Source organism: Betaproteobacteria bacterium, from assembly GCA_009377585.1.
In the GTDB taxonomy this organism is placed as follows: Bacteria; Pseudomonadota; Gammaproteobacteria; order Burkholderiales; family WYBJ01; genus WYBJ01.
This window is the reverse complement of sequence record WHTS01000153.1, coordinates 1-12,418: the sequence shown is the minus strand read 5'-3', so window position 1 is coordinate 12,418 and position 12,418 is coordinate 1. Positions and strand designations below refer to the sequence as shown.

At 65.5% G+C, this 12,418-nt stretch carries 12 protein-coding genes and 1 pseudogene; 12 read left to right on the top strand and 1 reads right to left on the bottom strand.

Features of this window, described 5'->3' with window-relative positions:
- Window positions 1-105 precede the first annotated feature (105 nt).
- The 4 genes and pseudogenes from GEV05_27965 to GEV05_27950 all read left to right on the top strand — a co-directional run bounded on the left by GEV05_27965 (window position 106) and on the right by GEV05_27950 (window position 3,251).
- A pseudogene (locus tag GEV05_27965) lies at window positions 106-306 on the top strand (integrase).
- Window positions 303-1,091 carry a tyrosine-type recombinase/integrase gene (locus tag GEV05_27960; GenBank protein MPZ47130.1) on the top strand — a complete coding sequence of 263 codons (789 nt, stop codon included), beginning with the start codon at window positions 303-305 and terminating at the stop codon, window positions 1,089-1,091. The pseudogene GEV05_27965 and the gene GEV05_27960 overlap by 4 nt, the downstream one beginning before the upstream one ends.
- Window positions 1,018-2,355, top strand: a complete 1,338-nt coding sequence (locus GEV05_27955; GenBank protein MPZ47129.1) for a hypothetical protein — start codon at window positions 1,018-1,020, stop codon at window positions 2,353-2,355. The genes GEV05_27960 and GEV05_27955 overlap by 74 nt, the downstream gene beginning before the upstream one ends.
- Window positions 2,352-3,251 carry a succinate--CoA ligase subunit alpha gene (locus GEV05_27950; protein ID MPZ47128.1) on the top strand — a complete coding sequence of 300 codons (900 nt, stop codon included), beginning with the start codon at window positions 2,352-2,354 and terminating at the stop codon, window positions 3,249-3,251. Before GEV05_27955 ends, GEV05_27950 begins: the two co-directional genes overlap by 4 nt.
- Window positions 3,252-3,344: 93 nt before the next feature.
- Here GEV05_27950 and GEV05_27945 read toward each other — a convergent pair whose 3' ends face one another.
- Window positions 3,345-4,256, bottom strand: a complete 912-nt coding sequence (locus GEV05_27945) for a LysR family transcriptional regulator (protein MPZ47127.1) — start codon at window positions 4,254-4,256, stop codon at window positions 3,345-3,347.
- A 76-nt stretch (window positions 4,257-4,332) separates the two neighbouring features.
- On the opposite strand from GEV05_27945, the gene GEV05_27940 reads away from it, so the two are divergent.
- The 8 genes from GEV05_27940 (at window position 4,333) to GEV05_27905 (ending at window position 12,253) form a co-directional block, all read left to right on the top strand.
- Window positions 4,333-5,214 carry an alpha/beta fold hydrolase gene (locus GEV05_27940; GenBank protein ID MPZ47126.1) on the top strand — a complete coding sequence of 294 codons (882 nt, stop codon included), beginning with the start codon at window positions 4,333-4,335 and terminating at the stop codon, window positions 5,212-5,214.
- Between the two features lie 4 nt (window positions 5,215-5,218).
- Window positions 5,219-6,085 carry an amidohydrolase family protein gene (locus tag GEV05_27935; protein MPZ47125.1) on the top strand — a complete coding sequence of 289 codons (867 nt, stop codon included), beginning with the start codon at window positions 5,219-5,221 and terminating at the stop codon, window positions 6,083-6,085.
- 31 nt (window positions 6,086-6,116) lie between these two features.
- Window positions 6,117-7,079: a tripartite tricarboxylate transporter substrate binding protein gene (locus GEV05_27930; protein MPZ47124.1), complete on the top strand. Its 963-nt coding sequence runs from the start codon at window positions 6,117-6,119 to the stop codon at window positions 7,077-7,079.
- Window positions 7,037-8,074 (top strand): tripartite tricarboxylate transporter substrate binding protein, encoded by a 1,038-nt coding sequence (locus GEV05_27925; protein MPZ47123.1) that lies wholly within the window; start codon window positions 7,037-7,039, stop codon window positions 8,072-8,074. The genes GEV05_27930 and GEV05_27925 overlap by 43 nt, the downstream gene beginning before the upstream one ends.
- Window positions 8,032-9,147, top strand: coding sequence for an Ldh family oxidoreductase (locus GEV05_27920; protein MPZ47122.1), 1,116 nt, complete (start codon window positions 8,032-8,034; stop codon window positions 9,145-9,147). Before GEV05_27925 ends, GEV05_27920 begins: the two co-directional genes overlap by 43 nt.
- 41 nt (window positions 9,148-9,188) lie before the next feature.
- Window positions 9,189-10,445, top strand: coding sequence for an NADP-dependent isocitrate dehydrogenase (locus GEV05_27915; protein MPZ47121.1), 1,257 nt, complete (start codon window positions 9,189-9,191; stop codon window positions 10,443-10,445).
- 16 nt (window positions 10,446-10,461) lie between these two features.
- Window positions 10,462-11,319, top strand: a complete 858-nt coding sequence (locus tag GEV05_27910) for an amidohydrolase family protein (GenBank protein ID MPZ47120.1) — start codon at window positions 10,462-10,464, stop codon at window positions 11,317-11,319.
- A gap of 709 nt (window positions 11,320-12,028) precedes the next feature.
- Window positions 12,029-12,253, top strand: a complete 225-nt coding sequence (locus GEV05_27905) for a hypothetical protein (protein MPZ47119.1) — start codon at window positions 12,029-12,031, stop codon at window positions 12,251-12,253.
- Window positions 12,254-12,418 lie beyond the last annotated feature (165 nt).

Here is a 12,418-nt window from a genome sequence, read left to right as displayed (position 1 = left end):
GAGCCTTCGGCGACAGACGAACAAAGACGCAACTCCCAGAGCACCAGGCGCCCCGCATCCGGAATAATCCGGGACCCGGAGTTATGACGATAATTCCGCCCCCGGAATTATCGTCATCGGTTTGCAATCGAGACCCTGTTGCGCTGGTACCGGTCGGGCACGGAGGTCGAGCGCCGCCTGCCCCTGCTCTCTACCTATCTCGGCCACGTCCATGTCGCCGACACCTACTGGTATCTCAGTGGCTGTCCGGAACTGATGCAGCAGGCGGTGGCGCGCCTCGAACAACGCTGGGAGCAACGGCCATGAGCTCGACGCCCAGTTTCCCCGCGCTGTTGCAGCGCTTCTTTACCCAGCGACTAATGCAGCAACGTCGCGCCAGCCCGCATACGATCGGTTCGTACCGGGACAGCTTTCGCCTGCTGCTGCACTTTGCGCAGGCGCGACTCGGTAAGCCACCGACTCAGCTGGCATTCGAACAGCTCGACGCATCGTTGATCGCCGCCTTCCTCGCCGATCTGCAGAAGGGACGGGGTATTTCGCCCCGTAGCCGTAACCTGCGGCTCACCGCCATCCGCTCCTTCTTCCGTTATGCGGCCTTTGAGGTACCGGCCCACGCGGAGCAGATCCAACGCGTCCTGGCCATCCCCAGCCAGCGCTTCACCCGCGTGCAGGTCGGCTTCCTGACCCGACCGGAAATCGAGGCCCTATTGGCCGCTCCCGATCCGCGCACCTGGTCCGGGCGGCGCGATCACACCCTATTGCTGCTCGCCGTCCAATGCGGGCTGCGTCAGTCCGAGCTCACCGCCCTGCGCCGCAATGCACTGATGCTCGACACAGGCGCGCATATCCGAACGCTGGGAAAGGGTCGCAAGGAACGCGCCACACCGCTGACCAGGCAGACCGTGGCCGTGCTGAAGGCATGGTTGCGGGAGATCCCCGACCAGGACGACGCGGCAGTGTTTCCGAGCGTACGCGGCGAGCCACTGAGCGGCCACCCGCTCATTTCTGAGGCGGGCGTTGCGCGCCAGCAGGCTCGAGGTGGCGGACATCTTTCGCCAGCTCGGGTCCATCTACCGTCGGCAACACGCTGATGAACTCAGCCGCGGGCAACGCTGTGTCATGAGCGCCATCGAGCATTGCCGCACGGCCGCGCTCGGCGGACACGTCGAGCAGTGTGATGCCTGCGGTCACCAGCGTGTCGCCTTCAACAGTTGCCGAAATCGGCACTGCCCGAAGTGTCAGTCAATGGTGCGCGCTCAATGGCTGCAAGATCGTCAGGCCGACCTCATCGGCGTTGACTACTTCCACCTGGTCTTCACGATGCCCGGGGAGCTCGCCGCGATCGCGTACCAGAACAAGGCTGTGGTCTACGAGATCCTGTTTCGCGCCACCGCCGGATATCCCGTGCGCAGCGTGCTCGTGCAAGCGTTCGCCGACATCGCGGCAGAGCTCTATCTTGCCTACGCCATTTCCGGCCGCGCAGCTCGGCTGTTGGTATCGGCCCAGGGCGGCATCGAAATCGAGAGGCTCGCCGAATCGAATCCGCAAGCGCTGGTAAGCGTTCCGCTCGATCCGCTGCGGGGCGTGAGCCCGGGGTTCGCGGCGGAGCAATGGCAGCGCGCGGGCGTGAACGACCGCATGCTGACCGCGCTGGCGGACATCACGTCGCGCCTATACGAAGCGTTCGTAGCGGCCGATGCCACGCTGCTGGAGATAAATCCGCTGGCGTCGAGCCCCGACGGCAGCGTGTGCATCGTCGGCGCGCTCATGTCGATCGACGAGCACGCGCTGTTTCGCCATCGCGACTGGATCGACGAGAATGCCGACGACCAGCTCCCGTCCAATCCGCGAGAGCGCCGCGTCGCGATCGTGAGCCGCGATGTGCTGGGCGGAGAATGCCAATACATCGAGCTCGACGGCGATATCGGTCTGCTGGTGGGCGGCGGCGGGCCGGGGTTGTACCAGCACGACCTGATGCTCGAGCTGGGAGGCCGGCCGGCCAATCACTCGGTGACGCCGCCCACCGGATCCGACAACCGCAAGCTGCGGGCCGTGATCGAGGCGATCTTCGACAACCCGAGACTCAAGGCACTGCTCGTCGGCTTCAATTTCGCGCAGATGGCGCGCACCGACATTCGCGTGCGCACGCTGGTCGAGGTGCTTGACGCGAAGCGCATTGACACGCGCAAGCTGCCGATCGTGATTCGGCTGTTCGGTGCCGGAGAAGAACTGTCGCGGGCGATGGTCGCCGGCAGACCGAACGTCCACTACGTTCCGAGAGGAACGAGCCTGAAGGAAGCGGTGGCGCTCGTCGTCCGCCTGGCGCACGGCGGCGAGCCTGGATCGGCCCTGTGAGCATCCTGATCGATTCGTCGACCCGTATCCTGGTGCAGGGTATCACCGGCGGCCAGGCGCGCTTTGACACGCAATGGTCGCTTGGGTACGGCGCGCGCATCGTGGCCGGTGTGACGCCTGGCAAGGCGGGCGAGGCGGTGCACGGCGTCCCGGTCTACGGCTCTGTGATGGACGCACTGTCGGCGCACGCGGCAGACCTGTCGGTCATTTACGTGCCGCCCGCGTTCGTGAAAGCGGCCGCCATGGAAGCGATCGTGGCAGGCGTGAAGCTGTTGGTCATCACGGCCGAGTACGTCCCCGTGCACGACGCGCTGTACGTCTTCGCGGCCGCCCGCGAGGCGGGCGCGCGCGTCGTCGGCTGCAACACGAACGGGATGATCTCGCCGGGCAGGACAAAAGTAGGCGGCGTGGGCGGCATGAAGCCGGACGAGATCTTCGCTCCGGGCTCGATCGGCGTGTGCTCCCGCTCCGGCGGCATGACGGCGGAGATCGCGCTCACCCTGAAGGCCGCGGGTCTGGGCATCTCCACTTCGATCGGCATGGGCGGCGATGCGATCACCGGCACGACGATGGCGGAGTTCGTCGAGCTGTTCGAGCGCGACCCGGACACGCTCGGCATGGTCATCTTCGGCGAGCCGGGAACGGCCAACGAGGCGGAAGTCGCCGCGCTGATCAGAACCGGACGGGTCGCGAAGCCCGTCGTGGCCCTGCTCGCCGGCGCGTTCCAGGAGCGCTATCCGCGCGGGCAGAGCTTTGGTCACGCGGCAGCGATGATCGCGTCCGCGCAGGACACCGTGACTGCCAAGAAGCTGGAGCTCGCCGAGGCCGGCGCGAGCGTCGCCGCATCCTTGGACGAGGTTCCGGCGCTACTGCGCGCGCGCCCGGCGCGGCCCTGACCAGCGCACAGGACGCGCGGGCCCATGTTGGCGATATCCGTGTGCGCCCGGGGCCCACGAGTGGCCGCGACCTTCGGGCGCGACGACGCGGCATCAATCGAGCGAAGTCGTTTTCAGCCTGACCGAACGGCGATTGTTTTTCTGGGTGTCGAGCAGCCGCTGCACCAGCGCGCCGGTCAGCGCAGTTCGAGTGTGCGCCTGCCGTTCCAGCACGCTGACCCCGCGTTCGAGCGTGGGTTGGCTGAAACGCCACACGTTCAGACGCGAATCGTCTAGCCAGCGCCCGTCGTACATCGGAATGATGGATACGCCGAACCCGCGCGCGACCATCTCCGCGATCCCGTCGGGCGTGTCCAGCTCCATCACCGTCTGTACGTCGATGCCGCGCTGGCGTAGAGCTTGGTCGATGAAGCGTCCGGTCCACGATTGCCGGGCAAGACGGATGAAAGGCTGCTCGACGAGCGTATCGCGCGCGTGCTTCATGCGCACGCTCTTCGGCACGATGAACACCAGCGGCTCGCGCACGATCGCACGCATGATCAAGTTCTTGGCCAGCGGTTCCGGCGGATCGGCCACGAGCGCCGCGTCGAGTTCGCCGCGCTCGACTTTCGCCGCAAGATCGTCTGAGACACCGCTCACGACGTGCACGTTCAATCGCGGGTAATCGCGCTTCAGTTGCAGCAGCGCCTCGGGCAGCAGGCGGGCGAAGGTCGGCGGCACCGCGCCGATATGTAGCGAGCCGCCGAGCTCGTTCGAGTTCACCGACAGGGACATGTCCTGGTACAGGCCGACGATCTGCGTCGCGGCCGGGATGAGGTTGCGTCCCGAGGTGTTCAGGACGACCGCGCGCCCGACGCGGTCGAACAGCAGCGTTTCGAGCTCGCTCTCGAGCGCCTTCATCTGCATGCTGACCGCGGCCTGGGTGAGCCCGATCTCCTTCGCGGCGGCCGCGAACGTGCCGTGCTTGGCCACCGCGAGAAAGGTCTTGAGCGTGCGTATGGACATGGGGAGGCGATGCGCTCAAAGCAGTAATTGAATCTTATCAAACTGCTAAAAAGAAATAACTATTATTGTCGCGGGCATGTGGCTATGCTGGCTGGCGATGCGAGAAGCGCGCATCGCGGAGGAGCGCATGCCTGTCATCGAGCGCGAAGGTCAGCGCCTGTTCTTCGAGAAGATCGACGTCACCGCGCCCTGGGTCGCCGAGCCCGAGACCATCCTGTTCCACCACGGCATCGGCACCACCTCGGGCCTATGGGCGGACTGGTTGCCCGTTCTCGCGTCCGCGTATCGCCTGGTCCGCCTCGACATGCGGGGCTTCGGGCAATCGCCGGCGCACGCCGCAAGCTGGTCCTGGCAGGCGCTTGCGGCCGACGTCCTCGCGGTAGCCGACGCGGCCGGGCTGTCGCGCTTCCACTTCGTCGGGGAGTCGATCGGAGGAACGCTCGGACTCTACATGGCGATCCATCACGGGGAGCGGCTGCTGAGCCTCACGGTGAGCAACGGCGCGCATCGCGGCACGGCGGTGAAGAACGTCGATCCGTGGCGCGAGATGATCGAGCGGGACGGACAGGCGGCGTGGTCGCGCCAGCTCATGCAGTGGCGCTTCCACCCGGACGCACTGACCGAGGTGCAGTACGATTGGTTTCACGGCGTCCAGTCCACCTGCTCGGTCGACGCGACGCTCGGCCTCGCCCAGCTGCTGCTCGATGCCGATCTGACCGGCGAGGTCTCGAAGGTCCGCGTCCCGACCTTGCTTCTTTGCCCCGACGACAGCCCGTTCATCCCGGTGGCCATCAGCGTCGATCTCTACCAGCGGCTGCCCGACGCCGAGCTCCAGGTGTTCGCGCATACCCGTCATGGTCTGCCGTACTCTCACGGATCCCGGTGCGCGGCCGTCCTGAAACGCTTTCTGGCGCGCCGCTTCGCTTCCGGTGCATCCGTCAACCGACCACGAGCCTAATCCGATGCGCAACAACAATCTCGTCGTGGACCTGCGTGCCCGCCCGCCCACACCCGAGTTCCTCACTTACTTCATCCCGAAGCACGTCGAATACGTCGGCTTTCGGCTGGGGATGAAGAAGCTGCCCAGGTCGTATACCGAGGCTTCGATCGACCAATGGTTCAGGGAGGCCGACGCGGGCGGAGTGGACAAGCTCGTCGTGCTCGGCCGCCAGTCTCCGTCCGTCGGCGACACGCCGGTGAGCAGCATCTCCAACGACTACATCGCCGGGCTCCTGAAGCAGTATCCCGACCGGTTGGTGGGCATCGCCGGCATAGATGTCGGCGGCGAGTTCGGCGATCCGATCTCGGAGACGCGCAGGGCGGTCAGGGAACTCGACATGCGCGCGATTCACCTGCAGCCCACGCGCAGCGCCCTTGCGACGCACGCGGACGACGTTCGGCTCTACCCCCTGTACGAGCTTTGCGTCGAGCTCGACGTGCCCGTCGTCTACATGACGAGCCCGTATTCCGGGCCGAGCATTGAGGACACACATCCCAAGTTCATCCAGAAAGTCGCGCTGGACTTTCCGAAGCTCAACATCATCTGCGGACACGGCTGCTGGCCCTACGTGCAGGAGGTCATCGGCGTCGCCTTCAAGCATTCCAACGTGTACGTCGCGCCCGATGCCTACATCTTCATGCCGGGCGGTTCCGCCTATGTCGAGGCAGCCGCCGGATTCATGGCCGATCAGATGATCTACGGCTCGGCGTACCCCGTGGGCGACCTGGATGACTGCGTGAACAGGTATCTCGAATTTCCCTGGAAGCCGGAGACGTTCCGCAAGGTGCTGGGCGCGAACGCGGCGAGGCTTCTGAAGCTGAGCGTCTGAACCAGGGGCAAGCGCCGATGGCACATCGGGAATGAAGCCGCTTACATTGCCTGCGCTGGGACTCGCGCTCGCGGCCATAGGATGTGCGTCGGCCGCGGGTTATCCGACCAAGCCGGTCCGCATCATCGTGCCGTATGCCCCGGGCGGGGGAACCGATACCGCAGCCCGCATCGTCGCGCAAAAGCTGACCGAAAAATGGCAGGAGACCTTCGTGGTCGACAACCGCCCCGGCGCGGCTGGCATCGTCGGGACGGATATCGTGGCGAAAGCGGCACCCGATGGCCATACGCTGCTGTTTGCGGCCGGCGCGCATGCGATCAACCCAGCACTGTACACCAAGCTGCCTTACGACGCGGGCAAGGATTTCGCCCCGGTGGCGTTCGTGGTAACGGCCCCCAACATTCTGGTCGTGACGCCTGCGCTACCGGCGACGAGTACGAAGGAGCTGATCGCGCTCGCGAAGGCGAAGCCGGGGCAACTCAACTACGGCTCCGGCGGGGCGGGACAGACGCCGCATCTCGCCGCGGAGCTCTTCAAGAGCATGGCCGGGATCGACATGAGGCACGTCCCCTACAAGGGCGGCGCTCCCGCGACCGCCGATCTTCTAGCAGGGCGGATTTCGGTCATGTTCGGCGGCATGGTGCTCACGCTGCCACACGTGAAGAGCGGCAAGCTGCGGGCGCTCGCAACCACCGGCGCCAGGCGCGCCAAGGCAGTTCCGGAGCTGCCCACGATCTCCGAAGCTGCGCTTCCCGGGTATGAGGCAGACGAGTGGTTCGGCACTTGGGCGCCGGTCGGTACACCCCCGGCGGTCAGCGCCACGTTGAACGGAGCGATCCGCGAGATCCTGCGCACGCCGGCGGCCCAGGAGCGCTTCGCGGGCCTGGGCGCCGAGGCCATCGATATGGATACGCGCGCGTTCGGCGAATTCGTGCGCGGGCAGATGGCCAAATGGGCGAAAGTCATCAAGGACGCGAACATCCGCGCCGATTGAGCGCGCGACACGAGGAGAAGAGGATGCGGTCAACACGTTTGCTCGCGACGATTTCGAATATCACGCTGGTCTTGCTGAGCTGCGCGGCCGCGGCACAATCGTATCCGTCGAAGCCGGTGAAGATCGTCTCGCCCTATCCTCCCGGCGGGGGCGTGGACGTGATCGCGCGCATGCTTGCGCAGGTCTTCACCGAATCGCTGGGACAACCCTTCATCGTCGAGAACCGTACCGGCGCAAGCGGTCAGATCGGCACCGACGCCGTGGCCAAGGCGCCTCCCGACGGCTACACGCTCCTGCTCGCGACGAGCGGCCCAAACGCGATCCTGCCCGCGGTCGATCCGAAGCTGCCATACGACGCCGTCAAGGACTTCGCGCCTGTTAGTCTCGTCGTCGTATCCGATTACATGCTGATCGTTCATCCATCCCTGCCGGCAAAGTCGGTCGCGGAGCTCATCGCGCTCGCTCGCGCGCGGCCCGGCGAGCTGAGATTCGCGTCCACCGGCTATCTGGGCGCGCCGCATCTCGCGATCGAGACCCTGAAGCACCTGGCGAAGATCGAGGTGACTCACGTCCCGTATCGCGGCGGAACGCCGGCGACGACCGCGGTAATCAGCGGCGAGGCGTCGGCGCTGTTCGCGAGCGGGCTCACCGCGATGTCGCAGGTGAATGCGGGGAGGGCGCGCGCCCTCGCCGTTTCGGGACCGAAGCACTCGGCGCATTACCCCGATCTACCCGCGGTCGCCGAAGCGGTGCCCGGATTCGACGTCACTCAGTGGTACGGACTCATCGCGCCGGGCGGAACGCCCCGGGAGATCGTCGATCTGCTGAACGCCGAAGTGGCGAAGGCACTCAAGATCCCCAAGGTCCGCCAGCAGATCCTCAATCAGAAAAGCGACCCCGTTCATAATTCGCCGGAGCAGTACGCGGCGCTCATCCGCGCCGACATCGAGAAGTGGAAGAGCGTGGCGAAAGCGATGAAGATCAGGCCCGAATGAGCTTGCGCGACCCGCTGCCCGCGACAAGCGAGCGCTGTTTGCCTGCACAGCGACTGACCGAGTTCGCGCGAGCCATATTCGTCCGGGCAGGCGTTGCCGAGCAGGACGCCGCCACGGTCGCCGAGGTGCTCGTCTGGGCGAACCTGCGCGGCGTAGATTCGCATGGCGTCATACGCATCCCCTCCTATCTCGAATACATCGCGAGCGGACGGATGAACCCGCGGGCCAGGATCAGCGTGCTGCGGCAAACCGCCGCGACCGCCTCGATCGACGCCGACCGCGCGCTCGGCGCCGTGGCGACGGTCGCCGCGATGCGCCTGGCGATGGACAAGGCGCGGCAGGCAGGCATCGGGTGGACGGTGGTGCGCAACGTCACGCACCAGGGAGCGCTGGGCTATTACGCGCTGATGGCCGCGGAGGCGGGCATGGCGGGGCTCGTCAACACGAGCGGCACGCCGGTCATGGCGCCCTACGGAGCCCGGGCGCCGGGCGTGCACAACAGCCCGGTCGCCCTATGCGTGCCGGCGCGGCGGCATCCGCCGCTCCTGCTCGACATGGCGCACAGCGTCGCGGCCGGAGGCAAGATCAAGCTTGCCGCCGACGCCGGCCTGGCCATTCCGGCGGACTGGGCGCTGGACGCCGCGGGCGAGCCGACGACGGACCCCGAGCGGGCGCGCATCCTGCTGCCCTTGGGAGGCCCCAAGGGCTCGGGCGTCGCGATCCTGTTCGAGTGCCTGTCGAGTCTCATGGCCTGCAACCCCATACTCGCGCGCGAGATTCCCGCGATGCTCGGCGGGGCCGGGCGTGAGCATACCCAGAACAGCATCGTGGCCGCGATCGACATCGCCGCCTTCACGGGCCTGGACGACTATCGCGACGACGTCGACCGGCTCGTCGACGCCCTCAGGACGCTGCCCCCGGCGGCCGGGCATGCCGAGGTCTGCGTGCCTGGCGAACGCGGCCATAGAACCAGCGAAGCTCGGGCGCGCAACGGCATCCCCATGCCGCCGGGCACGGTGGAACGGCTGCAGGCCGTCGCCGACGCGCTCGGTCTGCCGTTTCCGGTCGAATGACGCGCGCCGCGAACGATCTCTCCGACAAGACGGACACGACCATGTACAGGCACATCAAGCCACCGCCTATGGGCGAACGCATCTCGATGCGCGCGGACGGCAGCCTCGACGTGCCGGATCGGCCCATCGTTCCGTTCATCGAGGGCGACGGCACCGGCCGCGACATCGTGCCGGTCATGCGCGAGGTCGTGAACGCGGCCGTGCGCAGGAGTTACGGTGGCGCTCGCGCCATCGAATGGATGGAGGTCTACGCGGGCGAGAAGGCGGTGGCACTGTACGGACCGGAGGAAGCCCTGCCCGCCGAAACCATAGATGCGATCCGGGCCCACCGTGTCGCGATCAAGGGCCCTCTGAGCGCCGGCGTGGGCGGCGGAAGCCGTTCCCTCAGCGCTGCACTTCGCATGCGGCTCGACTGTTACGCCCAGGTGCGCCCGATCCGCTACTTTCCCGGCGCGCCCAGCCCCTTGAAGAATCCCGCAGGCATCGACGTGGTGCTGTTCCGCGAGACTTCGGAGGACATATACACTGGCATCGAATGGGGCGCCGGCACGGCGCAAGCGCGCCGTCTCGTACAGGTGCTGACCGAGGACTTCGGCGTGAAGGACATCCGCTTCCCGGACAGCGCTTCCATCGGCATCAAACCGATCTCCCGCGAAGGGAGCACGCGGCTCATGCGGCGCGCGCTGCAGTATGCGCTGCGCTTCGGTCGCGGGTCGGTGACCATGGTGCACAAGGGCACGGTCATGAAGCTGACCGAGGGCTGGTTCGCAAAATGGGGCTACCAGCTCGCGCGCGAAGAGTTCGGCGCGACCGAGACGGGAGACGGCTCGACGCTCAGGATCGGCACCGCCCACGGCGAAGTGCTGGTGAAGGACACCATCACCGACACCTTCATGCAGCAGAGCCTGCTGCAGCCCCAGGACCTCGACGTGATCGTCACCATGAGCCAGAACGGAGACTTCATCTCGAGCGCGCTCGCCGCGCAGGTCGGCGGCGTCGGCATCGCGCCGGGCGCGAACATGGGCGACTCGGTCGCGTTCTTCGAGCCCAACCACGGAACCGCGCCGCGCCATGCCGGCAAGGACATGGTCAATCCGAGCGCGGTGATCCTGTCCGCGCAAATGATGCTCGCGCACCTCGGCTGGTCCGAGGCGGCGGACGTGGTCGGCGCGGCAGTGGCGAAGACCATCGCGGCAGGCATCGTGACGTACGACTTCGCGCGTTTCATCCCGGGCGCTCGAGCCGTCTCGAGTTCCGCGTTCGGCTGCGCGGTGGTCGAGGCCATGCAGAACTCGTGAGAGGGAGGCACCTGTCATGTACATCGACATGCGGCTGCGACCGCCGTTGGCGAGCTGGGTAGGCAAGGCGAATTTCGCCAAAGGCATCTACTACCCGGTGCGCATCGGCTTCGACCGCCCACCATCGGCGGAGGCGCGGTCCACGCAGCTGCTGCTGCGCGAGATGGACGAGGCGAACATCCAGATCGGCGTCATCATGGGACGGCAGTCGATCGAGCCCCTCGGCGTCATTCCCAACGATGAGATCGCGCAGTGCGTCGAAGCACATGCCGGACGCTTTCTCGGCTGGGGCGGGATCGACCTGGCTCAACCGATGGATGCCTGCATCGACGAGGTACGCCGCTGCGTCACGCAGCTCGGCTTCAAAGGCATATCTATCGAGCCCTCGATCGCGCGTGATCCGAGCTACGCGCGCGCAGACGATCCGCGCTTGTATCCAATCTACGAAGAATGCGTGCGGTTGGACGTTCCCGTCAACATCTCGCTCAGCGCCGTGCTGCAGTCCACGGTCGACCGGCCATACGAACTCGGCAATCCGGTCCAGATCTACCAGGTCGCGAAGGATTTCACGAAGCTCGATATCCATGTCGCGCACGCCGCATGGCCGTACGTCGCGGAGATGATAGGAATCTGCTTCGTCTGTCCCAACGTCTGGCTTTCGCCGGATCAGTACATGATCAAGATGGTGCCCTTGGCGCAGGAGTACGTGAAGGCCGCGAACCATTACTTCAAGGATCGCACCATGTTCGGCACCTCGTATCCGAGCAAGCCGCTCAAGCCCATGGTCGACGCCTATAGCGACTGGGATTGGGCGCCCGGCGTGCTGGCGAAGGTCTTGCACGAGAACGCCCGCCGGCTGATGCGCATCGATTGACCGCTACCCTAAGCTCAAGTCCGTCGCGGAATCAGCTCGTTGAGCGCAATCGCGGGAGTGTTGCCGCCGATTGAAAATTGCCCTCACTTCTGAATAGCCGTGACGGTTCGAAGCTGACTCTGGGTGTGCGATCTACCTTACCGCTTTCTTATTGATCGTTCCGTATTGGACGACAGTCCAATACGGACGCGACGCTCCCCTCTCCCCCCGGGAGAGGGGTTGGGGGTGAGGGACGAGCGTGTCATGGAATAGGGAACGCTCGATAAGCAGCCGCGGAGAGGTTCTGTTGCGGGTCAAAGGATATCGGAGGGTCGCGGCGAATCTGTAATATGCTTCGATTCCGTGCAATGCGTCGATGAACGCTTACCAAGGGAGTGATAGTCACGGTGTTTATCGATTTCCGCGTGCGCCCGCCATACAAATCCTTCCGGAACCTTACGATATTCAATGCGCGTCTTACGGCCGCAGAACGCCCTGCCGACTGGGTCGGTCCCCTCGCCGATTCGGTCAAGAGCGCATCAATGGACGCGTTCAAATCAGAGCTGGAGACGGCAGGTGTACGGCACGCCGTAGTCTGGGCAGAGGGTTCCAGACAAGAATGCAAGCACGACGGTGGAAGACGTTGCGCAGGTCGTCGCGAACGATCCGACCTGCTTTCGGGTTTTGCCGGGCTTGCGGTGCCCCTGATAGCCAGTCGATCGATCATGCAGTGAAGGAAACCGAGCGTGCGCTCGGTGAATTCAAGCTCCGGGGCATTACGCTCGAACCCGGGTTTGCGATGTCTCCGACTACAGGCGCAGACGACCCAGTTCTTTTCCCGCTTTCCGAGCGCTGTCAGGAACTGGGTGGCATTCTCGGCCTCACAATCAGCGTCCAGGCCGGAAGGGACATTCGGTATTCGAATCCTGAAGCGGTCGACCGTGTCGACCGCTGAACCGGACAGCGATGCAGGAGGAAACGAAATGCTATCGACAAGTATGATTTAGACGCTACAGTTTGCCCGGCTGACTCCGAACGCGTCGGGCAAGCTCATGCAGGTAGCGCCGGCGCCACTTGAATACCATGTTGTTGTTCAAGCCATGGCGTAGTGCCACGCCCG

Bases quoted from the DNA above. Each gene is read 5' to 3' on its own strand.
- GEV05_27915 (MPZ47121.1), top strand. From the start codon at position 9,189: ATGTACAGGCACATCAAGCCACCGCCTATGGGCGAACGCATCTCGATG.
- GEV05_27960 (MPZ47130.1), top strand. From the start codon at position 303: ATGAGCTCGACGCCCAGTTTCCCCGCGCTGTTGCAGCGCTTCTTTACC.
- GEV05_27930 (MPZ47124.1), top strand. From the start codon at position 6,117: ATGAAGCCGCTTACATTGCCTGCGCTGGGACTCGCGCTCGCGGCCATA.
- GEV05_27945 (MPZ47127.1), bottom strand. From the start codon at position 4,256: ATGTCCATACGCACGCTCAAGACCTTTCTCGCGGTGGCCAAGCACGGC.
- GEV05_27925 (MPZ47123.1), top strand. From the start codon at position 7,037: ATGGGCGAAAGTCATCAAGGACGCGAACATCCGCGCCGATTGAGCGCG.
- GEV05_27910 (MPZ47120.1), top strand. From the start codon at position 10,462: ATGTACATCGACATGCGGCTGCGACCGCCGTTGGCGAGCTGGGTAGGC.
- GEV05_27940 (MPZ47126.1), top strand. From the start codon at position 4,333: ATGTGGCTATGCTGGCTGGCGATGCGAGAAGCGCGCATCGCGGAGGAG.
- GEV05_27935 (MPZ47125.1), top strand. From the start codon at position 5,219: ATGCGCAACAACAATCTCGTCGTGGACCTGCGTGCCCGCCCGCCCACA.